Genomic DNA, 20,733 nt, shown 5'->3' on the forward strand with positions numbered 1-20,733 from the left:
CATCACCTGCTCACGCCAGCCGCCACAGGTGGTCGTCAGTCCCGTTGTCGTCGAACTGCACCACCTGCGCGCTGTTCTGAGTGGACATCCCGTCAACGCCCAGAACCTTTCCGCTGTGCCGGTTGCGCACCAGGAACCAGCCGTCATTCTTGTCGACGAGACTCCACAGGTGGTCGTCGGTCCCGTTGTCCTCGTACTGGACGACGTGCGCGCTGTTCTCGGTCGACATTCCGTCGACACCCAGGACCTTGCCGCTCTGGCCGTTGCGCACCAAGTACCAGCCGTCACCCTTGTCGACGAGTTGCCACGCGTGGTCCCCGGTACCGGTGTTGTCGAACTGCACGACCCTCGCGCTGTTCGCCGTTGACATGCCGTCAACGGCCAGCACCTTCCCACTGTGCTTGTTGAGGATGCGCCGGTACGGCGGCTCCGGCAGCCACGTCCTGCCGTCCGGGGACGCTGTCGGGAACGACGTGATCCGCAACCGGGCCGCGCCCATCGGGACGAGCGTGACGTGCTCCACGGCACCGGTTGCCCGCGCCGGGCTCTGCTGGAGCGGGGCGACCACGTGTTCGTCGTCGGCGATCCACTCCGGGACGCGGCGCGCCTGCGCGGTGAGTGTGAGCGGGGTGGTGTCGTGGGTGAAGGGATTCGCCGCGACCGGACCACCGGCGCGGCTCAGTGCGAAGGTCGTGTCAGGTACGAAGCCGTAGTTCCAAGGCGTCGTGGCGTGGACCGCGTACTCGGGGAAGGTGTCGTCGCCCGCGTAGCGAACGTACTGCTCGCCTATGCGCAGCCCGTAGACCAGCGGTCCGCGGTTCACGCTGACGGCGCCGTGGTTGGTGGACCAGGTGCGGACGGCGGTACGTTGCGGGAGGGTAAGGGTGACACGGTCGCCGTCATTCCAGGTCCGCTGCACACGGACGAACGCGGGTCCGTCCTTGGCCGGGACCGGCTGCCCGTTGACTCGCAGTTGAGGGCCCACGCACCAGCCCGGCACCCGTAGCAGCAGCGGGAACGAGACCGGCTGTGGCGTGGACAGGGTCAGGGTGACGGTCTCGTCGAAGGGGTAGTCCGTGTCTTCGGTGATGGTGATTTCGGTGCCGGAGGCGACAGCGGCGCGGACGCTGCTCGGCGCGTACATCGCGGCGGCGAGTCCGCCGTCCGAGGTGGCCAGCCACAACTCCTCGCTGAAGTAGGGCCATCCCATTCCGTAGTTGTGGGGGCAACAGCGGTACTGGTCGACGCCGAGCTGGTACGACTGCATGGCGAAGCCGTTCTGGAACTGGCCCTGGGACTTGGGCGCGTTGTCCAGGTCCACGCTGTTGGCACTGGTGATGTAGTGAACGGCTCTGCCGTTGGGGTCCAAGGCGGCCGGCAGCATGTTGAATGCCAACTCCTCGCAGCGGTCCGCCCATACGGGGTCGCCAGTGATGCGGGTCAGCAACTCGTGGCTGGCCATGAACTCGACGATGCCGCAGGTCTCGAACCCCTGCCGCGGATCTCCGAAGCCCGGTCTGATGTTCTCGTCACCGGCGATCCCACCCCCAGGGAACTGGCCGTATCCGCCCAGGACTTGATCGTAGGTGCGGTAAGTGGCCAGGGTCAGGTCAGCGGAGCCCGAGCGCTGCGCGTACTGCGCCGGTTCGCGGAAGCCCTGTGCGATGTTGACGTTGTGCGCCGTGGGGAGGGAGCTGGTCCAGTCGGCACCCCACGCGTGCATCTTGTCGACGAGATCGAGCAGGAATGCCTCGCCCGTGCGGCGGTACAGCCACACAGCAATGTCCATTCCGTCGCCCCAGCGCAGCGAGACCCAACTCGTGTCGAACGCCCCCCGCCCCTGGGCGTTCATGAAGCGGAGGAACCGGACGAGGAAGGGCACGATCCGCTGATCACCCGTGTGTTCCTCGTACGTACGCAGCGCCTGGAGCAGTGGGAGGAACGGCCAGAAGTCGGGGCCTCCGTTCAGGGAGGTCCGCAGTGACCGCGGCCCGAAGAAGCCGTCGTCCTGCTCCGTGGCGAGGACCGCGTCGAACCAGCGTCGGGCCTGATCAAGTGCGGCGGCGTCACTGGTGGCGATGGCGAGGGGGACGTATCCCCGCAGCCAGTACGGGAGTTCCTCCCATCCGTCGCGGTCGGGGTGTGTCCAACCACTGGTCGTGGGGTCGAGGAAGTGGGAGCGCGTGGCGTACTGGCCGCACAAGCCCGCCAGTTGCAGGCGCAGCTGGCCGGCGAGCCAGCCTCGCGGGGTGATGCTTCCGGGCCGCAGCCGGGTCAGGGTATCGGCGGCGAGGCCGCCGGCCGCGGCAGCCGGCACTGCCGGGAGCGCACCCCCCAAGGCCAAGGAACCGACAGCGAGACCGCCGGTCTGCAGGAAGTGGCGTCGAGCGAGCGGCATACGGCTTCTCCTGTGGGGGGCGCGGGTGGGGGGAAGATCTGACTTCCGGGCGCTGGTGTGCCGGTCGCCCGTCGTTGGGGTGGTGGAGCGCCGTGCAAGTTCGTGTCGGCGCCATCGGAAGTTCAGAGGCTGTCGGTCGGAGTCTCATCGTTGTCTCCTACGGGGTCGACAACGTTGTCATTAATCCCGACAGCACGCCGACGGGTACGCAGCATCGTGGCGGGCCAGCGCATCCGGCGGCCCGGCGGGTGGAGGTCGGGACCTCGTTGAAAGCCAAGACCTTCGAACCTGAAGTCGTGGGCTTGGCGCTCTATCAACACGACTGACCTAGAGGACTGTTCGCGACCCGAGTCAACCTCGACTGGACCATCGGCGGCCGCCTCCACGTGCGCGCCCACCGCGCATCCCGCGGAAAGGAACGGAGGGCAGTGTCGACCGATGGGACTTCATACGCACGAATCCTCCTTGGCTCAGGAAGGGCGGCGGCTCATCGCACTCACTTCGTACAACGTCGCAAAGAGCGGCAGTTGACATCAGAGCACGACTTCCGAGTCCTGGCCAGGAGCATGACAAAACCGCGCGCGAAGCAGCCGTCGGGACGCCCTCCACGTACCGGCGGCCCGTCCCGGAGCGGCACAGGCCGCCGGGAGAGCCCTGGCACGCGGGCGCACCAGCTCGTGCATGCCGAAGGCATCGCCTTGCACGACCCACGTACCGCGCCCTCGATCCCGGCCGAGGCCGCCGTGCGACCCCTGCGCGAGGTCACGGAGAAGCACTGCGCCGTCCTCCTTGACGAGCCGTCCCGCATCGCGACCGCACATGGCCTCGCCGTGATCGCCGGCGGCTACGAGGGCAGCATCGCCGCCCTCCCCCACAACACCATCGTCGCCGTCTCCTCCGAGGGTGAACTCCGCGGCCGCTACCGGTAGATGCACCTCTGCGACGCCTTCGACCACCGGGAGTCCCGCGAGGTCCAGCGCGGTGGGGACGGGCCCTTCTGGTGCGCATCGGCGAGTTCGACGTCGGGCTGTTCAACTGCTACGACATCCGCTTCCCCGAGTGCGCCCGGCCCCTGGTGGAGATGGGTGCCGATCTCCTATCGGTGTCGGCCGCCTCGGTGCGCGGCCCACGGAAGGAGGACCGCTGAACGAGGATCACTGGACAACTCTGTTGCGCAGCAGGGCGGTCGAGCACAACTGCCGCCCGGTGGCCTCCTCTCTCTCACCGCGCCCGACTCCATCGGGATGAGCGTGGCCGTCGATCCGCGGGGCGTCGTGCGCGGCGAGGAGGAGCACGCCCTGTTCGTGATCGACGCCGACGAGCACCGCATCGACCGCGCCCGTACCGTCCTGCCGGCGCTCCGCAACCGCCGCATCATCAGCGGACCAAGGTGATCACCACGACGGGCAGAGCGTCGGTCAAGCCTGCGCGGAGCCAGCTGCGCTCGGCATCACGGCCGTGCACACCGACCGTGCCTCGTCCGTGCTGGAACACTCCGTATCGGCCGGTCCGGTGCGGTGCGGTCCCGTCCAGTGCGGTCCCGTCCGGTCCGAAGAACGGTAGCGGGTCGTCGGCCGCGTACGGATGGGATCGGTTGATGTTGGAACTCATCGGCGCCGTTGGATCACGAACTGGGCCTCATGCGGCCGTGGGCGCCTGCGTCTTGGCCTGGCGTATCCCGCGCAGGGCACCGGACCAGGCGATCACCTGGTCGAGCATGCTGCCCACGGCGGTGTCGAGGCCTTCCTGGGGGACGAAGGTGCCGGTGTGGAACGAGGGGTGTGTCGAGATGGTGGGCTGGGCGCGGACCGTGGCCACCTGGAGTTCGGCGAGGACGAGCCGCAGAGCCTCGGCGGCGCGGGCTCCGGCGACCCAGCCGCCGTAGCTGATGATCCCGGCGGCCTTGTCGTTCCACTCCCGGTAGACGTAGTCCAGGGCGTTCTTGAGGGCGCCGGGGTAGGAGTGGTTGTACTCGGGGACGAGGAAGACGTAGCCGTCGAAACTGTCGATGAGTGCGCCCCAGGTGCGGGTGTGGTCGTGCTGGTACTGCTGGAAGTCCGGGTTGCCGGGCTCGTCGAGGTTGCCGAGGTCGTGGTCTGCGAGGTCGATGAGTTCGTAGTCGGCGCCGCCGTGGGCACGGGCGGCCTCCAGTGCCCAGGCGGCGATCTGGTCGCCGCGGCGTCCGGGGCGGGTGCTGCCGAGGATGACTGCGATGCGGAGCGTCATGGCCTTCCTTCCGAGAGTTGTCACGTCAACTCTAGATTGCAAAGAGTTGATGTGACAACTCTGCTGGTCGCGGTATCCTCAGCGACATGACGGAGACTCAATCGCTGGAATCCGAGGAGTGGGGGTTCTGGGATACCTGGATGCGTGCGCAGCGCTTGCTCACCAGGGAACTGGAGCGCGGCCTGCAGCATGACTGCGACATCTCGAAGGCCGAGTTCAGCGTGCTGGTGACGTTGTGGCAGGCCGCCGATCGCGAGATGCGTGTCGGCGAGCTCTCCGAGTCGCTCGACTGGGACAAGAGCCGCGTCTCACATCAGCTGACGCGCATGGAGAAACGCGGCTTCGTCAAACGAACCCAGTACGGAGCCGACGGTCGCCGCGCGGGGATCGGGCTGACCGCCGAGGGACGCCGCGCCGCACAGAGTGCCGTCCTCGTGCACGGCGGCAACATCCGCCGCCACTTCCTCGACTCACTGAGCCCCGAGGAGGCATCAGTCATCAGGGCATGGAGCGAGCGAACACTCGACCGCCTGGAGCCACACCGCGGCGAGACCGCCAGCGACGGCGGGTCCTAGACCGCGCCTTGCTCGGCGGGCCCCGGCCGTACGCCGGTGGACTCTCACCTTCATGGAGTCCACCGAGACCACCCGCTCGATGGGGTCACACAGGCGCCGCCGGCAGCCATCACCGTCGTCGGCTCGGGCGACCGGATCCGCGGTCGGCGCACCCCTCGCGACCTGGCTCAAACTTTTGGCGTGTTCATGGCGATACAGACAGTGTATCGGCGTCTGATACTGCGGTCTGGACCAGCCAAACATGCGGCTGGCATACGACAGAGGCGTGGCGAACTCTGCCGTCGCGCCCAGAATTCCGAGGAGACTCTCGATGAAGGGTTTACGGATGACCGGACGTCTGAGATTGTCGGCGCGCGTCATCGTGGCCGCCGCGATCATGGTCGCCGGTCTCTCCAGCACAGCGGCCTATGCGACGGAGGCCGCCCCGCTCAGCGCCGCTCCGCAACTGGGCATCCAGTTCAACGCCGACGGCGACCCGGGTCAGTGCGGCGGGCAGACCGGGGAGCAGTGGGCCCCCTCACCTGACTGGACGCAGGCCATCCGCTTCGACACCGACGACCGTGGCGGCGGCTGCCAACTGGCCTTCGGCGTCTACGACCCCGACAGCACCCTCACGGGCTCCACCGTCAGCTACTCGCTCCAGCCCAGCGCCGGCGGCGACGCCGGTCAATGCGGGAGCTACCAGGACACCTACGCGGCGCCGATCCTGCCGATCCCGGTGTTCGGACAGTCCGTCAGGCTCGACACCGACGGCCGGCCCGGCTGGTGCAACCTCACCTTCAGCGTGACAGGCAGGATCGTCCTCGACGTCCAGTTCTACCCGGACGGCGACGCGGGTCAATGCCCCGACGCCCTGCCCGCCGGACAGTACCGCTCGGCCTTCGTGGGCACCCCGGTCACCGTCAAGATCGACGCCGACGGCCGTGCCGGCGGCTGCCAGTTCCTGCTGCGCCTTCGGCACTTCTAGAGTCCGTCCTCCAACTGATCGCGCCCAAAGCATGAATGACGCGAGACTGACCGCTGCCTCGTAGGAGGTGGCGGTCTTGTCGTGTCCGGTTCTGCTCCCAACACGCCCCCGGGCGCCGCCTTTTGACCACTGGTGGAGCCGACCGCGATCGGCTACTTCACCAACATGACTCCGCACGGCCCCTTTCCCAGCGACCTGTCGGACGCGCGCTGGACTCCCAGACCAGCAAAACTTCCGCCAATGTGCCCCGCGCCGAGCAAGGGACCGGTGCCGGGAAACTGATCACCGGGCGCAAGCGCCACCTCGGCTGCGACACCTTCGGTCTGCTGCTGACCGTGCTGGTCACCGCCGCGAGCGACTCGGACACCGCAGCCGGCGTGCCCCTGTTGTCCCGCATCGCGACCGCCCACCCGTACATCACGAAGGCGTGGGTGAACGCGGGCTACCGGACCACCGCCATCGGCCACGGGGCCCGCCTCCGCATCGACGTCCACCCCGCCCAACGCCCGCCCGGCGCCCGCGGGTTCACGATCATCCCGAGACGGTGGACCATCGAGCGCAGCATCGGCTGGCTCCTATTCACCTCGCGATGATCGATCTCATGGCCCGCAGACTCACCGACGAAGCCACCCTCAACTGGCGCGGAACCTGACCCGGGAGCAATTCGGCTACAAGGCCATGCGGGTAGGTAAAGAACAAGCTGAGAGAGTGTTTGGAATCTCGCAAAAGAGAAGCCTAGAGGCTTAGCAATTTTCAGGAGCGCTGCACCTTCCCAAAAATGCCGTCGGACCCACAGGTGTCTGCGGGTCCGACGATAAGGTCGAGACAAAGCCTCTCTCAGAAGAGATAGCCGAGGAGGTCGACAACTCCTTCATCCCATGACTTATCCGAAAGCATCTTCACCATCATTTCACCAAGAGGCTTTTCCGTCACCCCGAGAGTTTCGTGATCGTTAATCATGAGCCATTTCGCATGATTAGATACTTTTCGGTATCCATTGGCAAGATAGACGCGCGGGTCGTCTGCGAAGAGGAGGAGCGCGTCGACCCTGGAGGAGCGTGCCACGGATTCAATTTGGGTCAACATGCCACTAGCGATTCCTTTTGAGCGCGTCAATGAAGTCACGCAAAGGTCTATTATCCCGAAAATCCGCAACGGCACATCGCCGTTCCTGATCATTCGGTGATCAATGCCCACTTGAGCGACTAGGGCGCCTCGCTCCCAAGCGAGACATCTAAGATGAGGCAGCTGCTTAAAGTAGGCGCGTGATGGATATTCCGGGAAGCAGGATTCAAGAAGCTCGCGAAGTTCTTCCTGAGTGCTTGAATTAATCTCATGTTCCGGTTTTATTTCTACTTTCATTACTGTACTGTCAGTCAGGTCCATAGGGCGACGGTACCAGCATTCGGTTGGGGCAACGTCAAGATTTCTTCGACCGGTTCCTCCGCGGCTCTTTGCGGCTGAGCCTTCGGGTCATGAGGGTACGGAGTGCGCAGGTCAAGTGGGCTTCTGAGTGCTCCCGGAAGCGTTCGCAGTCGCGGACGTTGCATCGGTCTTTCATGATCCAGCTTAAGTTTCGTACAACTCTCCAGCGGCGAGGCAGAACGACGGATCCTTTCGCTCCGCGAGGGCGGGAGACCGTTTCAGACCGTGTACTACGTTGCGGCGAGACCGAGGAAGGCCAAGTAGTTGCGGGGATGGCGCTCATAGCGGGGACTGAGTCTGCGGTAGCCGGACAGCCACGACATCGTCCGCTCGATCACCCACCTGCAGCGCCCAACCGTTCGTTGGACTCGATGCCTTTGCGCGCGATCCGAACTCCGATGCGCTTGCCGCGCAGCCATTTCCGCAGGCTGGCGTGGTCGTAGGTTTTGTCTGCGTGGAGGCACTGGGGTTTGAAGTAGCGGCCTAGTTAGGGGTCGTGTCTCCATGCGTTGTTCCTGGGGTCTATTCCGGTCACTCGCAGGATCGGAAGGCTCAGGGATGCTGGGTGTAGCTGCGTGTCTCCAGCCCGGTGGTGGCTTCAAAGGATTGGCCGCCCGACTTCCCGTGACGACTCGACCATTCATTGGGATGCACGACAAAATCTCGCTTGGTAAGGACACGCTGGCGAGGTCGTCTCCTAGGACGGCTAAGGAACGACTTCGGAGGCGGCCGTGCCCCAACTGAGCCGGCGTGGACGCCGGCAGCTGTGGAAGCGTGGGGTCAACGACGAGAGTGCATTGCTCAAACTGTTCAGCGATGTGCTGGAGTTGGGCGATCACCAAGTTCTCCACACAGCCGATCCACTCCAGGGACCAGCGAGTTCTGAGCAGGCTCGGAAATCGTGAAGTCTTCGGCCCGCCAGGAGGCCAGAGTCCTGCCGGTGGGGAAGTTCGCCGAGTGGCGTCGCAGGCGGCGGATGGCGGCATCGCGGCCGGTGACCTCCTCGGCGATCAGCAGCCGCAACACCTCGGTGGGGGGCCTGGCGTCGCGCGAGGGCGGTGACCAGCACACCGGGGGCGGCTTTGGGCGTGTAGGGCAGGCGCATCAGCCTGTCCAACTCCCCCGGCAGGGCACGGACATGGGGAAACGTCACGGTCGTATAGCCCTTCGCTGGTCGAGGCGGGCGCCGATAGCCTCGGCGCGTGATCAATATGGCGGTGCGCGGTGACAGCGGAGACGTCGTGGCCCGAGCTAAGGCCGGGGTGGAGTGGACCGATGCCTTCGCGGACCTGGAGTCGGCTGACTTCCCGATGCTCTGGGCGCTGACTCCGTATGGGGACGCGGTGTTCAACCAGCGGCAGATGCCGCTGCTGCTGGCGGAACTCGACCGGCTTCCCGCGCCCTGCGGTGGTGACTGGGTCGCGCAGGCCCGCGAGTTGGGCCAGGTCGTCCAGCGAGGGCAGCACCTTTATCTGTGGTTTCTCGGTGACTGACCGCGTCCGGCCGGCCGATCGTCAACTGCCTTGAGGGGGAAGCCCCTTGAGGTCAGTGCTGGGAGCGTCCAGAAGTAGGACGAGGGCCTGGTTGGTGAGGTGGATGCGGCGTTCCAGGACGAGGGGGCGACCATGTCTGCAGGCAGGGCGCCGTTGTGAGTGAACCGGTTCCACAGCCAGGCGCGTGAGTCGGCACGGGTGGGATCGATGCAGAGTTCGTCGCGCAGGTCCGTACACCAGGCGTCGAAGGCTGGGACACCTGGCGCGGATGGGGTCGGCGGAGTTGTCCACGATGGCGTGCCCCTGCCCGGTACGTGAGTCGGAACGGCCCACAGGGTCGGAACGGACCGTCCCCGCAAGCTGGTTGAATCCACCGGCAGCCCCAAGCCACCGCCGGTCTTGGGGGTGACGGCACAGCACGGACGAGCAGCCTCCGCTGACTGAGATTCGTTACGGAGTGACCGTTCAGGAGGCCGCGCCTCGCGGTACTTTGCCGACCACTGCGTCGAAGATCTGCTGCGACCTTGTCCACCTCGGCGCCGTTGAACTCTCCGATGACGCCGCTCGGACGGTCGTACTCGAACGCGACCTCACGACATGTCGGTCCATCGCGGCTCGTGGGCCCGCCGCCATGCGGGCCCACGCGGTACGCAACACTCACGCGCATGACCACCCCCCTGCGTGTCGGCCTCCTCGGAGCAGCGGCCATTGCGCCGAGTGCGCTCATCAAGCCCGCGAACCGGCATCCCCGAGTCACGGTGACCGCTGTCGCGGCCCGCAGCCGGCAACGTGCCGAGGCTTTCGCCCGCAAGCACGACGTTCCCGTAGTGCACCCCAACTACGAGGCTCTGCTTGCCGATCCGCAGATCGACGCCGTCTACGTGCCGTTGCCGAACGCCTTGCACGCGGAATGGACGCTCAAGGCCATTGAGGCCGGCAAACACATCCTGTGCGAGAAGCCGTTCACCGCCAACCGCGCCGAGGCCGAACGGGTCGCCGATGCCGCTGACGCCGCCCACACACGCGGCGGCCTGGTGGTGATGGAGGCCTTCCACTACCGTCACCACGCCCTGGCCACGCGCATGCAGGCGATCGTCCAGAGCGGGGAGTTGGGCGAACTGCGCCACGTCGAGGCGGAGGTGTGTTTCCCACTCCCCCGCTTCGGCGACATCCGCTACGACTACGACCTGGCAGGCGGCGCCACCATGGACGCGGGCTGCTACAGCGTGCACGTGGCACGGCTCCTCGGTGGTGAGACCCCGGCGGTGACGGCCGCACGCATGCTGACGCTGCGCAAGGACCGTCGGGTCGACCGCGCCATGGAGGCCCATCTCGCCTTTCCCGGTGGAGCGTCCGGGCATCTCCGCGCATCCATGTGGTCGCGGCGAGTGTTGTCGATCCGGGCACGAGCGCTCGGTTCGAAGGGCGAGTTGATGGTCACCAACTTCCTGATGCCGCAGCTCTACCACCGGTTGACGATCCGCAGCCTGCCCGACACCGGCCCGCGCACACTTCGGCGCGAGCGGGTGGCCCGGCAACCGTCCAGCTACGCCTGCCAGTTGTCCGCATTCGCCTCGGCGGTCCTCGACGGCGGCCCGGTGCTCGCCTCAGCCAGGGACGCCGTCGTGACCATGAGCATCATCGACGACATCTACCGCGCGGCCGGTCTGCCACCGCGCGGCGAGTCGGAGTCGGCGTGAGCCGCAGTGATGCCCAACGCTTGACGAGCTTGGTATAGACTTTTACGTTACGGGCGTCAAGTTCCGCTTGTGCGCTGCCAGTTGGGTCTCCGACTGGCATGCGCGCAGTCCGGCACGAAAGGCAGCTACCCCACCTATGGCCGCTCGTCGTACCACTCCGCTCCTCGTCCTGCGAAGCCTCTCCCTCGGTGCACTGCTCACCCTGTTCTCCACCGCGCTGGCCGCCACGCCGGCAGCGGCGGCCATCGGACAGATCACAGGTCTCGCCAACAAGTGCCTCGATGTCGCCGGCGCGAGCCCCGTCGACGGCACCGCAGTCCAGCTCTACGAGTGAAACGGAACCGGCGCTCAGCAGTGGGATGTCAACGCGGACGGAATCATTCGCGCTCTGGGCAAGTGCCTGGACGTCACCGGCAACTCGACCGCCGACGGCGCCAAACTCCAGTTGTGGACCTGCACTAGCGGGTAGAACCAGCGGTGGACCGTGACAGCCGCCCACGACATCGTCGATCCGGCGGCGAACAAATGCCTTGACGTCAGCGACAATTCGTCGGCCAACGGCGCCCGGGCCCAGATCTGGACGTGCACGGGCGCGGCGAACCAGAAATGGAACGCCCCCGCCAGCGGCGGTGGCGGCACCACCCCCTCCGGCTTCGTGGTGAGCGAAGCCCAGTTCAACCAGATCTTCCCCAGCCGCAACTCCTTCTACAGCTACAGCGGCCTCACCGCCGCCCTCTCCGCCTAACCCGGCTTCGCCAACACCGGCTCCGACACCACCAAGAAGCAGGAAGCCGCCGCCTTCCTCACCAACGTCAGCCACGAGACCGGCGGGCTGGTGTACGTGGTCGAGCAGAAAACCGCCAACTACCCCACCTACTGCGACTGGAGCCAGTCCTACGGCTGCCCCGTCGGGCAGGCCGCCTACTACGGCCGCGGCCCCATCCAGCTGTCCTGGAACTTCAACTAAAAAGCCGCCGGCGACGCCCTGGGCATCGACCTCCTCAACAACCCCTGGCTCGTCCAGAACGACTCGGCCATCGCTTGGAAGACCGGACTGTGGTACTGGAACACCCAGACCGGCCCCGGCACCACGACCCCCCACAACGCGATGGTGAACGGCGCCGGCTTCGGCCAGACCATCCGCTTCATCAACGGCTCCCTGGAATGCGACGGCCGCAACCCCGCACAGGTCCAAAGCCGCGTGGATGCCTACAACCGCATCACCTCCATCCTCGGAGTCACGCCCGGCGCCAACCTCTACTGCTGACAGACCCAACGGGACCTCAGCGCCGCACGGTGGCCTTCACCTCGACGGTCACCGTGCCGGCCGCCGGATGTGTGCGTCCCTCCAGGACGGGCACGGACCTGGCGTTGATCATGAGGTCCACGGTCGGCGCGTAGGCGTCGGTGTACTTCCCCGGCTGGTGCTTGGGGTGGCCGACGCCGTCGTGGGCCGCCACTTGTCCGCTCTGCGGGGACCACTGGGTGTTGAAGTAGTTGTGGTTGGCGCCATGCACACCGAACTCGTGGGTGTCGGTCTTCCCCACGGCGGTCGCATCCTGTGCGAAGGAGAACGCCTCCTCACCGATATGTTCTCGGTCAGGACGTTGTACGCGGGGGCGAGCGCGAATAGGGCCTTGCTCCGCACCCCCGCCGGCCAGGCACGGCGATGACTGTCGGCGGCCTGCCAGGTGACCCCCGCGTCTGCGCGTGAGTGCCTCAGGGTGCCGGCCTCGCGCATGTCGACGTGGTGGGCGAAGTCGACGTCGACAGACCTGCCGGTGCCGATGTTCTGGAAGTGTCCGGCCAGTTGGCCGGTGGAGGTGAGGCACTGCCAGAGGGCGAGGTGCCTGTTGATGAGGTCGGCGCGCGCCGACGCGTTCTCGTCCCCCGAGCCCGCGGATGCGTTCATTCCGTTGGCTCGGATCGAGACGACGACGAAGCCCTGTGCGGCGCACTGTTCGCCGAGGTGGTCGTACCCGCGATCGGTCGCGATGGGCTTGACCCCGGGTAGGCACGGCCGGCTGAACGACCGTTGGCTCGCCTGGGCGTACGCGTCCCAGTCCCGGGCCTGTTCGGCTGCGGTGCGCGCGGTCTCCGCGGCGGCGTCGGCGCAGGTTTCGTGCCAGCCGTGCAGGGCGACGAGCAGCGGGTGCGGGGTGCCATTGAGGTTCTTCGGGTAGTGGACCGTGGCGGCCAGTTCGACTGGTTCCGCGGTGCCGGGGAGCTCGTACGCGCGCTCACCGAGGTTGTACGTGACGGGACCCACGGAGTACGCACTCCCCCTCCATCGCAGCGCCACACGGCCTCCCGGACTGCGGCGTCAGCGGCCTCAGAGCCGTCCAGGCGAGTCACCCACCCCGCGATGGTCCAGTCGGTCGAGGCTTCGCTCAGCGGCGTCGAGCACCTGCTCGGCAGCCGCTTGAGCCTGTGACGTGGGCTGGGCAGTGAGTAGCTCGGCGGTGACGGGCAGCCGGTCCGCCAGTTCCCCAGCGTGTAGGCACTGTCGCCGCAGGCCAGTTGCTGCATCTCGTGCAGCAACCCGGCCGACATGTGCGGTCAGCGCACTAGAGGGACGCGGCGGACTGTCCTGCCATCAGGTGTTCGACGAGCGCCAACAGCACATCGCGGCTGTCCGCCCGGTCGCGGGCATCACAGAGCACCAGCGGCACATGGGGGTCGAGAGCGAGTGCTGTACGGATCTCCTCTGTGGTCCTGTCCCGGATGCCGTGGAAGCAGTTGATGCCGACGACGAAGGGGATTCCTCGGCTTTCGAAGAAGTCGATCGAGGCGAAGCTCGCCTTCAGTCGCCGGGTGTCGACCAGGACCACCGCGCCCATCGCCCCATTGACCAGGTCGTTCCACATGAACCAGAAGCGTTCCTGCCCGGGGGTACCGAAGAGGTAGACCACGAGCTCGCCGCTGATGGTGATCCGCCCGAAGTCGAGTGCGACGGTGGTCGTGACCTTGCTGTCAAGACCTTCCAGGTCGTCGACACCGACGCTGGCCCGGGTCAGGTACTCCTCGGTGTGCAGCGGCGCGACCTCGCTCACCGAGCCGACCAGCGTCGTCTTCCCGACGCCGAATCCGCCGGCAACCAGAATCTTCACCGCCAAGGGGGCGGTGTCCGTACGGTCCGCCCTACGTTCCGAGGCACGGCCGGTCGCGTGCTCAGAGCTTGCGTAGTCCATCTCTCACCGCCTCAAGAATAGCCATGCCAGAAACTTCGCCCTGCTGGGTGAACGGCCGTGGCGAACGGGCCCACAGCCGCCCTGCGTCGACCAGATCGCCGATGAGGATCTTGGTCAGCGCCACCGGGAGGCCCAGTTCGGCGGAGACTTCCACGACCGCTTTGGAGTCCTGGCACATCGCGAGGATCGTGCGGTGCTCCGGTTGCATCCTGGGCACGGCGGGCGTTGCCCGCGTGGTGTCCTCGGGCACTGTTGTGACCAGGGTGATCAGTGTCAGATCCGCCCGCTCGGGGCTCGTACGCCCGCTCGTAATGGTGTAGGGACGGACCAGTTGCTCGTCGGCGTCATCGTCGTCGAACACCTCAGTCCAGTGTTTCATCCGGCTCTGCCCGCGTCATCGGCCGGCGGAGTACGCGCGTCGGCGCGCAGGCGCTGGCCGACCTGCTGAACCAAGGTGTGCATCGCGACGCTCATCAGCTCGGCGTCGACTTCCTGGGCGGCGATCACCGCCAGATGGGTACCGCGCCCGGCGGAGACGACGAACAGCCACAGGCCGGCCATCTCGACGATGACCTGGTGTACCGGGCCGCCGCCGAAGAGTTGCCCGGCGCCGCGCGCCAGGCTCTGCTGGCCGGTGGCGATCGCGGCGAGCCGCTCCGAGTCGGAGCGTTCGATGGTCTGCGAACGACTCATCACCAAGCCGTCGTCCGTGAGCAAGATGGCGTGCCTGGTGCCCGTCACCTGGTCGACCAGGCCGTCCAGAAGCCAGTCCAGGTCCACGTTGGTGGCCGTCGTTCGCTGCGTCATTCTCGATCATCCGTCCTAGAAGAGCCGGGCAATTCAGGCGAGGGGGGCTCTTCACTGTTGCCGTCGCTGTGGGCGTCGCCATCGCTGTTGCCATAGCCGAAGCCGCGGCCTGTGTCTGAACCGCTGCTGTCACCAGCATCGTCGTCGAAGCCTCCACGGAGGCCAGCGCTGCCGGAATCGTTGCCGAATCCACCTGCGGTGTTGCCGTCTGAGCTGTTCGCGCGCCGACTCAGCCGGGACTGCCGCTGGAACGCGCCGATCGTGGCGCCTGACCGGCCGGGCTGGTCGGGGATGGTCCAGGGCGCCGGATCATCCGGAATCTCAAGCTCCGCCGGGATCTGGAGTTCGGGCGCCAGGCTGGACTGACGGACCCGCTGGGGAAGAGGGTCCGCGTTGGCCGGCGTGGGCGGGGATTCATGGGTCTCGTCGGAGGACCGGAGACCGGAGGCCGTGATGTGGGCCATCGCGTGTCCCCTGGCGCGGACGGGCAGTTGCCCGTCCTTGTACGGCGCCTGTCGACTGATACCGGCGTCGTGCGGGTGGGGTTTCGGACCGGTCGGAAGCGGCGGGCCTTCTGGGGGCAGGGTGACCGGCGTGGGCGCCGTGTCGGGCTGCTCCACTACTACTTGTTCCGGCAGCAGCACGATCACCCGGGTACCGCCGAAGGCGGACGGCCGCAGCTCCACCCGCAGGCCCAGGCCCGCCGACAGCCGGGCGACCACGTACAGACCGAGCCGTACGTCATCGGCCTGGGTCATCACATCGAGTTGCGGAGGCGCCTCCATCAAAGCGTTGGCGGCGGCGTACTGCTCGGGTTCCATGCCCAGGCCGCGGTCCTCGATCTCGACCGCGATGCCCCGACTGACCACAACGGCCCGTACCTCGACCGGAGTTGGCGGTTTCGAGAAGACGGCGGCGTTCTCCATCAGCTCCGCCAATATGTGCGCGAGCGGGCTCACCGCCCGCTCGGACACCCAGGGATCGCCCTCCACGTCGATGGAAATCCGGTCGTAGTCCTTCACCTCGCCCTGCGCGGCACGCAGCACGTCCATCAGCTGGACCGGCTTGCGCCAGCGGCGCTGCGGCTGGCCGCCGCCGAGGATGACCAGGTTCTCCTCGTAGCGGCGGAGCCGGGCGGTGAGGTGGTCCAGGGCGAACAGACCGTCCAACAACTCGGGGTCCTCGTGGGTGCGTTCCAGCTCGTCCAGCTTGCGCAGTTGGAGGCCGATGAGGAGCTGAGTGCGGCGGGCGATCCGCTGGAGCAGGCGCTCGAAGCCACGGTGCTGTTCGGCCTGGCGCACGGCCGTGGACACGGCGCTGCGGCTGGCGGCGTTCAGGGCCCGCCCGAGTTCGCCGAGCTCATCGGAGGTCGGCTCGACCAGCCGGACCTCGCGGTCCACGTCGACGTTCTCGCCGCGCTCCAACCGGGCCACCACGTCTGGCAGTCGCTGCTGCAGTTCCACGGCTTCTTCGCGCAGGCCGTGGATCCGTCGGCGCAGCATGACGGTCAGGCGCCAGCTGGTGACGATGACCAGGATCACGGCGAGGAGTCCGATGGCGCTGACGATGACGAGGTTCTGCCGGAGCCGGCTGACGCTGTCGGCGGAGACCCTGTCGACGTTCGCGGCCCGTACATCGACCAGGCTCCGCAGCAGCGGGTAGTTGGCGTCCACCGAACCGCGCCATTGAGCGTGGATCTGTCCGAGTACCAACTCGCCTGGCGAGTGGTGGGGACCGGCGACGATGATCTGCTTCTCCAGGTCCTGCTGAGTCGCCCATGACCTGGCGTTCGCCAGCTTTTTGTAGGTGTCGCGTTCGTCATGGGTGAGGCTGAGGGCGACGCGATGGAGCAGGTAGCTCTGAGCGCCGACGGCATCGACGAACACGTCGTACTCGGCGACGCTCAGGTGCCCGATCTGCCAGTCGCGGCCGAGCAGGGCGTCCTCGCGCCCGATCATGTCGATGGCGCCGTAGAGATCGACACTCGTGTGCGCCAGGAGAGTCACGTCGGCGTTGCTGGTGCGACCCAGCGCGGTGAAGACGGTGATCAGGGAGTCGACGGTGCCGTTGTAGTAGTCGAATGCCGCTTTCTCGTCGACTGACCCGGTGTCAACTGACTTGCGCTGTACGGAGATCCGGTCGAGGTTGTGCGTAGTGTCGGCCAGGGCCGCGCTGAGTCCCTGTTGCCCGCGCGAGGTGTTCTCGGCCGCCACTGGACGGAAGTCCGCTATCGCCTTGTCAGTCGTTCTGCGCGCGGCGACCAGTTGGCCACGGGTGGCGTTGCCGGGGGCGGCCTGTGTCTCCGCGGTAAGCCGTCGCTCCTTTTGAAGGGACTGGAAGAGAACGAACGAAGGCCCGCTCAACGAGGCGGTGAGGTCCCCCTGGGTTCTCTCCGCCTGCCAGCGGGTGGCCAGTTGGTACGTGCTCAGACCCCACAGGGGTGCGAGTGCGAGGCTCGGTACGAGCACAAGAATGATCAGAACAGTACGCAGGGGAAGCCGACGGGGACCGCTTCCTGACCCGACTGCCGCTGAGGCAAGGTCGGTTGGCGTCGAAACAGCAGCCGAGGGCTGGTCCTCTACGGCCATGATTCTCGTTCGTCTGCCCCCGAACCTTCCCAATCCGGTCACTTTGGCGACACTCCCCCCACCATTCGGCGCGTCTATGAGGAAAAATCGCCAAATCCCGGCGACTGGACGGCTGATAGTAGCCAGATTCCATCGCAGCCTGTAGGCCTTTCGTAGCACTCTGCGGAACTGGCGTCCCACGGATCCCTTCCAGCCGCGTGCGCACGGTTCGTCGAGGGTGACCCGCAGGGGGGGTTGGGGTCCTGCAGATGCTGCCGGACACCGTTCACCGGATCCTGCCGAAGATCGTTGGCCACAGGACTTCAGGCTTGGGTGGTCAGTCGGGGCAGCGGATCGTGTCGGATGAACTGTGGTCGCTCATCGAGTCGTTGCTGCCCGAGCCGGATCCGAAGCTGGTGGAGGACCGGCCTCGGGTGCCGGACCGTCAGGTGCTGTGCGGGATCCTGTTCGTGCTGGACACCGGCATCCAGTGGGAGTACGCGCCGCAGGCGCTGGGTTTCGGTTCCGGGATGACGTACTGGCGGCGCCTGGCCGCGTGGAACGAGGCCGGGGTCTGGGAGGCACTGCACCTGGTGCTGCCGAAGAAGCCGCGGGCGGCGAAGAAGCTGGACTGGTCGCGGGCGGTGATCGACTCCTCCCACATGCGGGCCGCTCGGCGGGGCCCAGCCCGGGCGACCGCGCACGGCCGGGCAGCGAGCACCATGCCCAGACCTACGGCCAGAGCATCCCGCTCGCCGTGTCACCGACCGGCGAATACCGCAACGACGTCACCCAGTTGCTGCCCCTGCTCGACTAGGTCCCGGCTCTGGCCGGTGTCGTCGGTCGGCCCCGACACCGGCCCGACGCGCCCCGGGCCGACCGTGGCCACGACCACGACAAGTACCGGCGCCTGCTCTGGTCCCGCGGCATCCGCCCGCGCACCCACCGAGGCCAACCACCGTCCACCGCCTACCGGCTCCCCGCGCCTCTCCCCTTCCTGAAGACCAGCTCCGGATACCGCGGACCGGGTCCTTCCAGGAGGGGCGCCGGACGGTCGCGCAGATGCAGGCCGAAGAAGGCGAGCAGGACCTCGCGCTGCACGGCGAGCGAGCGGTGCCATTCCAGGGGGCCGATGAAGGCGGCGACCTGCTCGGGAGTCGCCCCGAGCCGCGCCGCGGCCTGCGGGAGCAGAGTTTCGTAGTCGGTGAAGGAGAAGTGCTCGGACCCGGTCAGGCGGACGAAACGGCGCCAGCCGCGCAGCCGGGGCCAGGTCTCCAGCCAGGTGGTGTCGTCGTCGTGGTCCGCTCCGAACAGCAGGAAGGGGCCGTCGAGTCCGCGCGTGACGACGTCTCCGAACAGGCTCCCGTCGAGGTTCGCCCCGGCCTTGATCGCCACTCCCCCGGACATCGCCTCCGCTGCGGTCGCGCCACCGAGCGAGTGACCGAACATGCCCGTCCGCGACAGGTCCATGATGTCCCGCAGCCCGGCGGGGAGGACGGAAGCGCCCCGCCCGACCGCCCGTCCCAACTCCGCCAGGGTGTACCGGACATCGGCCACTCGCACCCGGACGGCCTTGCGGACGATGCGCTCCTCCTCGTCCGGCGGCAGGGTCGGGGAGAGTTCGGGCATCGCGTACGTCTCGACGCGCCCTCCCGGGAATTCCACCTGCCCGGCGTCATAGGTGTGATCGATGGTGACGACCACGTAGCCGTGGGCCGCCAGGTCCTCGACCAGGGACAGACTGGAGCTGCGGTGCTGTCCGTGGCCGTGCGAGTAGAGGATCACCGGCCTTCGTCCACCGGCCCTGCGCGCGGGGGCATCCGGTGCCGCGTGGGTGTTCGGGAGGACGACGTACCCGGCAGGCAGCAGGCCCGAACTCTGGAAGTGACGGGCCGCCCCAGGCGCCATCCACGGCGCGCGGCGACGACTGTCCGTCCGCTCGGCCGGATACCAGACCTGGACCATGAACTCCCGTACAGACTTGGACGGCACCCACGGATCACGCCGGGAACGGTCCACCAGCCGCAGGGTGTGGGTGCCGATCGAGTGCCGGCCCGTCGGCGCGGGCAGTACGAGGCGCTCCGGCGGGGTCTGCGGCGCCGCACCGGGCGAGGCCGGGCGGCGTGCGGGCGACGCGACGGCGGACGACGCGCCGGCCACGGTCCCGACTGCCGCGAGAGCTCCGCCCAGGACCATCAACTTCCGCCGCGTCAAGGCGTGTTGCGATGCCGACCGCCCGTCTCCGTGCTCCTGGTTCCGATGTGTGGTCATGAGCTGCTGCTGCGTGGTCATGATCAGAGTCTTGACGCCGGTCGGCCCTGTCGCCGATGCCATCTGTCACGACTATCCATGACAACTGTCATGACGGATCTTCCGCACGACGGATCCATCCGACGGAAACGACGCCGGCCAACAATGTCATGCTCACACCTTGACCAAATTGGTCTAGACTTTTACTTTCGAGTGGTCAATCCCCTTCGGAACGCGCCGAGTTGAGGCCTGCACCCTCTCCCGCTCGCGCCGACGAACCGCTCGAAAGGGCCCCGGCACCCCCATGACCGCTCGCCCCCACCTCTCTCGCATCGCGCTACGCGGCACCCCCGCCCTCGCCCTGCTGGCCCTGCTGATCGGCCTCCTCACCGCGGCACCCGCGGCCGCGGCGACCGGGTCCATCACCGGCCTCGCCGGCAAATGCCTCGACGTCGCCGGAGCCGCCTCCGCCGACGGCACACCGGTTCAGCTCTACGACTGCAACGGCACCGGCGCCCAACAGTGGACGGTCGGCACGGACAACACCGTCCGCGCCCTGGGCAAATGCCTCGACGTCACCGGCAACTCGACCGCCGACGGCGCCAAGATCCAGCTGTGGACCTGCACCGGCGGCGCCAACCAGCGCTGGATCGTCACCACCGCGAACGACATCGTCAACCCGGCCGCCAACAAGTGCCTCGACGTCTCCGACAACTCCTCGGCCAACGGGACACGCATCCAGATCTGGACCTGCACCGGCGGCGCCAACCAGAAGTGGAACGCCCCCGCCCAACAGTCCGGGGAGCAGTGCTGGGCCACGCACTACGGCCCTGAGCCCGCCGGTGCCCTGACGGCCAGCGGTGAGGTCTTCGACAACAACGCGGACACGGCGGCCACTTCGCTCTCGCGCCAGCCCCAACTGCCCTTCGGTACGCGTGTCCAGGTCACCAATGTCGCCAACGGCCGCTCCCTGACCGTACGCATCAATGACCGCGGGACGTTCGCCCAGACCCCGCAGGAACCGAAGTGCCTCGATCTGACCGACGGCGCCTTCACCCGTCTCGGAGGCGTCCTCGACCCGGACGCCGGACACATCGTCGTCACCCAGACGGTTCTGGGCTGACGGCCGCGACA

General features: G+C 67.2%; 18 protein-coding genes and 3 pseudogenes. 11 read left to right on the top strand and 10 right to left on the bottom strand.

From position 1 onward, the window contains the following. Nucleotides 1–10 precede the first annotated feature (10 nt). Nucleotides 11–2,398 (bottom strand): RICIN domain-containing protein, encoded by a 2,388-nt coding sequence (locus tag OG226_RS01390; RefSeq protein ID WP_329347410.1) that lies wholly within the window; start codon nucleotides 2,396–2,398, stop codon nucleotides 11–13. A gap of 698 nt (nucleotides 2,399–3,096) precedes the next feature. On the opposite strand from OG226_RS01390, the gene OG226_RS01395 reads away from it, so the two are divergent. From OG226_RS01395 to OG226_RS01405, 3 genes are all read left to right on the top strand, one after another. Next, nucleotides 3,097–3,327: a hypothetical protein gene (locus OG226_RS01395; protein ID WP_329347412.1), complete on the top strand. Its 231-nt coding sequence runs from the start codon at nucleotides 3,097–3,099 to the stop codon at nucleotides 3,325–3,327. Nucleotides 3,328–3,398: 71 nt separating this feature from the next. Further along, complete coding sequence (locus tag OG226_RS01400) at nucleotides 3,399–3,545, top strand: nitrilase-related carbon-nitrogen hydrolase (RefSeq protein WP_329347413.1); 147 nt, start codon at nucleotides 3,399–3,401, stop codon at nucleotides 3,543–3,545. 97 nt (nucleotides 3,546–3,642) lie between these two features. After that, nucleotides 3,643–3,792 carry a hypothetical protein gene (locus OG226_RS01405; protein WP_329347414.1) on the top strand — a complete coding sequence of 50 codons (150 nt, stop codon included), beginning with the start codon at nucleotides 3,643–3,645 and terminating at the stop codon, nucleotides 3,790–3,792. A 244-nt stretch (nucleotides 3,793–4,036) separates the two neighbouring features. Here OG226_RS01405 and OG226_RS01410 read toward each other — a convergent pair whose 3' ends face one another. Continuing rightward, nucleotides 4,037–4,624 (bottom strand): NADPH-dependent FMN reductase, encoded by a 588-nt coding sequence (locus OG226_RS01410; RefSeq protein ID WP_329347415.1) that lies wholly within the window; start codon nucleotides 4,622–4,624, stop codon nucleotides 4,037–4,039. Between the two features lie 86 nt (nucleotides 4,625–4,710). Here OG226_RS01410 and OG226_RS01415 point away from each other — a divergent pair, with 86 nt between their 5' ends. From OG226_RS01415 to OG226_RS01425, 3 genes and pseudogenes are all read left to right on the top strand, one after another. After that, nucleotides 4,711–5,199, top strand: coding sequence for a MarR family winged helix-turn-helix transcriptional regulator (locus tag OG226_RS01415; protein ID WP_329347416.1), 489 nt, complete (start codon nucleotides 4,711–4,713; stop codon nucleotides 5,197–5,199). 325 nt (nucleotides 5,200–5,524) lie between these two features. Beyond that, nucleotides 5,525–6,166 (top strand): hypothetical protein, encoded by a 642-nt coding sequence (locus OG226_RS01420; RefSeq protein WP_329347417.1) that lies wholly within the window; start codon nucleotides 5,525–5,527, stop codon nucleotides 6,164–6,166. Between the two features lie 165 nt (nucleotides 6,167–6,331). After that, nucleotides 6,332–6,818: pseudogene (locus OG226_RS01425) on the top strand (transposase). A 185-nt stretch (nucleotides 6,819–7,003) separates the two neighbouring features. On the opposite strand, the gene OG226_RS01430 reads toward OG226_RS01425, so the two are convergent. Beyond that, nucleotides 7,004–7,552 (bottom strand): GNAT family N-acetyltransferase, encoded by a 549-nt coding sequence (locus OG226_RS01430; protein ID WP_329347421.1) that lies wholly within the window; start codon nucleotides 7,550–7,552, stop codon nucleotides 7,004–7,006. A 269-nt stretch (nucleotides 7,553–7,821) separates the two neighbouring features. Beyond that, nucleotides 7,822–8,093, bottom strand: a pseudogene (locus OG226_RS01435) (transposase); the annotation flags it as partial. A 709-nt stretch (nucleotides 8,094–8,802) separates the two neighbouring features. On the opposite strand from OG226_RS01435, the gene OG226_RS01440 reads away from it, so the two are divergent. The 3 genes and pseudogenes from OG226_RS01440 (at nucleotide 8,803) to OG226_RS01450 (ending at nucleotide 12,051) form a co-directional block, all read left to right on the top strand. Then, nucleotides 8,803–9,084 carry a hypothetical protein gene (locus tag OG226_RS01440; RefSeq protein ID WP_329353286.1) on the top strand — a complete coding sequence of 94 codons (282 nt, stop codon included), beginning with the start codon at nucleotides 8,803–8,805 and terminating at the stop codon, nucleotides 9,082–9,084. Nucleotides 9,085–9,749: 665 nt separating this feature from the next. After that, complete coding sequence (locus OG226_RS01445) at nucleotides 9,750–10,784, top strand: Gfo/Idh/MocA family protein (RefSeq protein ID WP_329347422.1); 1,035 nt, start codon at nucleotides 9,750–9,752, stop codon at nucleotides 10,782–10,784. Between the two features lie 136 nt (nucleotides 10,785–10,920). After that, a pseudogene (locus OG226_RS01450) lies at nucleotides 10,921–12,051 on the top strand (glycoside hydrolase family 19 protein). 108 nt (nucleotides 12,052–12,159) lie between these two features. Here the strand turns inward: OG226_RS01450 and OG226_RS01455 are convergent. The 5 genes from OG226_RS01455 to OG226_RS01475 form a co-directional block, all read right to left on the bottom strand. Continuing rightward, on the bottom strand, nucleotides 12,160–13,053 hold the full coding sequence (locus OG226_RS01455; RefSeq protein ID WP_329347424.1) for a hypothetical protein: 894 nt from the start codon (nucleotides 13,051–13,053) through the stop codon (nucleotides 12,160–12,162). A 298-nt stretch (nucleotides 13,054–13,351) separates the two neighbouring features. Beyond that, complete coding sequence (locus tag OG226_RS01460; RefSeq protein ID WP_329347425.1) at nucleotides 13,352–13,975, bottom strand: GTP-binding protein; 624 nt, start codon at nucleotides 13,973–13,975, stop codon at nucleotides 13,352–13,354. Then, nucleotides 13,956–14,336, bottom strand: a complete 381-nt coding sequence (locus OG226_RS01465) for a DUF742 domain-containing protein (RefSeq protein ID WP_329347426.1) — start codon at nucleotides 14,334–14,336, stop codon at nucleotides 13,956–13,958. Before OG226_RS01465 ends, OG226_RS01460 begins: the two co-directional genes overlap by 20 nt. Nucleotides 14,337–14,350: 14 nt before the next feature. Then, nucleotides 14,351–14,782, bottom strand: a complete 432-nt coding sequence (locus OG226_RS01470; protein WP_329347428.1) for a roadblock/LC7 domain-containing protein — start codon at nucleotides 14,780–14,782, stop codon at nucleotides 14,351–14,353. Next, nucleotides 14,779–17,250: a sensor histidine kinase gene (locus OG226_RS01475; protein WP_329347429.1), complete on the bottom strand. Its 2,472-nt coding sequence runs from the start codon at nucleotides 17,248–17,250 to the stop codon at nucleotides 14,779–14,781. The genes OG226_RS01470 and OG226_RS01475 overlap by 4 nt, the downstream gene beginning before the upstream one ends. 455 nt (nucleotides 17,251–17,705) lie before the next feature. Between OG226_RS01475 and OG226_RS01480 the strand changes: the two genes are divergently transcribed. Further along, complete coding sequence (locus tag OG226_RS01480; protein WP_329347430.1) at nucleotides 17,706–18,350, top strand: transposase; 645 nt, start codon at nucleotides 17,706–17,708, stop codon at nucleotides 18,348–18,350. Here OG226_RS01480 and OG226_RS01485 read toward each other — a convergent pair. Then, entirely contained in the window at nucleotides 18,319–19,641 is a 1,323-nt protein-coding gene (locus OG226_RS01485) for an alpha/beta hydrolase family protein (protein ID WP_329347432.1), read from the bottom strand. The two genes, OG226_RS01480 and OG226_RS01485, sit on opposite strands and share 32 nt — an antisense overlap. A gap of 262 nt (nucleotides 19,642–19,903) precedes the next feature. Here OG226_RS01485 and OG226_RS51445 point away from each other — a divergent pair, with 262 nt between their 5' ends. Next, nucleotides 19,904–20,722: a ricin-type beta-trefoil lectin domain protein gene (locus tag OG226_RS51445; protein WP_443066847.1), complete on the top strand. Its 819-nt coding sequence runs from the start codon at nucleotides 19,904–19,906 to the stop codon at nucleotides 20,720–20,722. Nucleotides 20,723–20,733: the final 11 nt, after the last annotated feature.

Origin of the sequence: Streptomyces sp. NBC_01261, from assembly GCF_036226385.1 — a bacterium.
Lineage (GTDB): Bacteria > Actinomycetota > Actinomycetes > Streptomycetales > Streptomycetaceae > Streptomyces.